The sequence below is a fragment of the Comamonas sp. 17RB genome, from assembly GCF_030056555.1.
In the GTDB taxonomy this organism is placed as follows: Bacteria; Pseudomonadota; Gammaproteobacteria; order Burkholderiales; family Burkholderiaceae_C; genus Comamonas; species Comamonas terrigena.
In genome coordinates this window covers 1-1,602 of record NZ_JASHHY010000020.1, presented here as the reverse complement: position 1 = coordinate 1,602, position 1,602 = coordinate 1, and the positions used below count along the sequence as shown (strand labels likewise).

At 64.7% G+C, this 1,602-nt stretch carries 1 protein-coding gene; it reads left to right on the top strand.

Annotated features, from left to right (window positions below; translation table 11 throughout):
- Nucleotides 1-398: 398 nt before the first annotated feature.
- Nucleotides 399-1,602, top strand: a 1,204-nt coding sequence (locus QM470_RS21370; protein ID WP_283340671.1) for a methyl-accepting chemotaxis protein, incomplete at its 3' end; no start/stop codon positions are given.

Sequence of the window (1,602 nt, the reverse complement as noted above, 5' to 3'; positions counted from 1 at the left end):
TAAGGCCAAGCCCGCCGCTGCGGCGGCGCCTGCACTGCGCAAGACCCCGGCTTTGGCGCCCGACAAGGCCCCCGGTGCTGCCGTTCCCACCGCTGCGCCGGCACAGCCCGGCAAGACGGCGGCTGCCGGCGCGGACGACGATTGGGAGATGTTCTGATGCACTTCTGATGTGCATCAGTGGGCAAGTACCTACTGCTTGCCAAGTCCAGCAAAGCCGCCTAAGGGCGGCTTTTTGTTGCCCGGACTGGAGGAAATGCTGCACTGCAATGTATCAATACGAAACAGTAGTTTTTGTCAATCGGGAGAGCGCCTGTACCGCTCGTCGGATGTGGCAAAGAGAATGAAAGCGGGTTGCCATGCCCGCTTTTTTCGATTGGCACTGCGCCAGGACGGTATCCATGAACTTGCAGAATATTCGCGTGGCCCACAAGCTGTGGGCGGTGGTGTTGGGATCCATGTCGGCCATGGTGCTGCTGGCTTTTGGGTTGATGGTGTATTCGGACCGTGTCGATGCCGACGTGGCCAAGCAGATGGAGTGGGCGGACAAGCGCATCGTGCTGTCCATGCGCTGGCGCGCCATGACCGAGGTGGCGGTGGAGCGCTACGTGGTGAGCGTGATGTCCTCCGAGTCCCAGATCGTGGACCAGATGAAGAAGCTGGCCACCGGCGGCACGGCCCAGATCACCGAAACCCAGCGCCTGGTGCTGGAGATGGCCGACAGCGCAGCCGAAAAGGCCCAACTGGAGAAAGTGGGCAAGGCGCGCACGCAGACCCTGGCGGACATCGCCAAGGCGCAGGAAGCGCGCAACCAGGGCGATATGCTGGCCGCCGCCGAGATTGCGGAAAAGCAACTGCGCCCTTCGGCGGTGCAGTACATCAAGGAGCAGGAGGCGCTGATCACCCTGCAGGAGCAGATGCGTGAGGAAGCCAAGGCCGCGGGTCAGCGCAAGCGCATGGAAGCCTACGGCGTGGCCGGAGTCTGCAGTCTGGTGCTGGTGCTGGTGGGGCTGTACCTGGCGGCGTTGCTGGTGCGCTCCATCACCCGTCCACTGGACCGGGCAGTGCATCTGGCAGACCAGATCGCCGACGGCGACCTGACGGTGGATGTGCACGACGATCGCAAGGATGAGATGGGCCACCTGCTGCGCAGCCTGGCCACGATGACGCACAAGCTGCGTTCGGTGGTGGGCGAGGTACGCACCGGGGTGGAATCGGTGTCGGCAGCCTCCAGCCAGATTGCCACCGGCAACCAGGATCTGTCGGCCCGCACCGAGCAGACCGCAGCCAACCTGGAAGAAACCGCGGCCAGCATGGAAGAGCTGACGTCCACCGTGACGCAATCGTCCGAAACCGCCCGCCAGGCCAACCAGCTGGCCAGCACGGCCGCCCAGGCGGCCGAGCGCGGTGGTGCCGTGGTGCAGCAGGTGGTGCATTCCATGCAGCAGATCACCGACAGCAGCCGCCGCATCAGCGACATCATCGGCGTGATCGACGGCATCGCCTTCCAGACCAATATCCTGGCGCTGAACGCGGCGGTGGAAGCGGCCCGTGCCGGTGAGCAGGGCCGGGGCTTTGCCGTGGTGGCCGGGGAAGTGCGTTCCC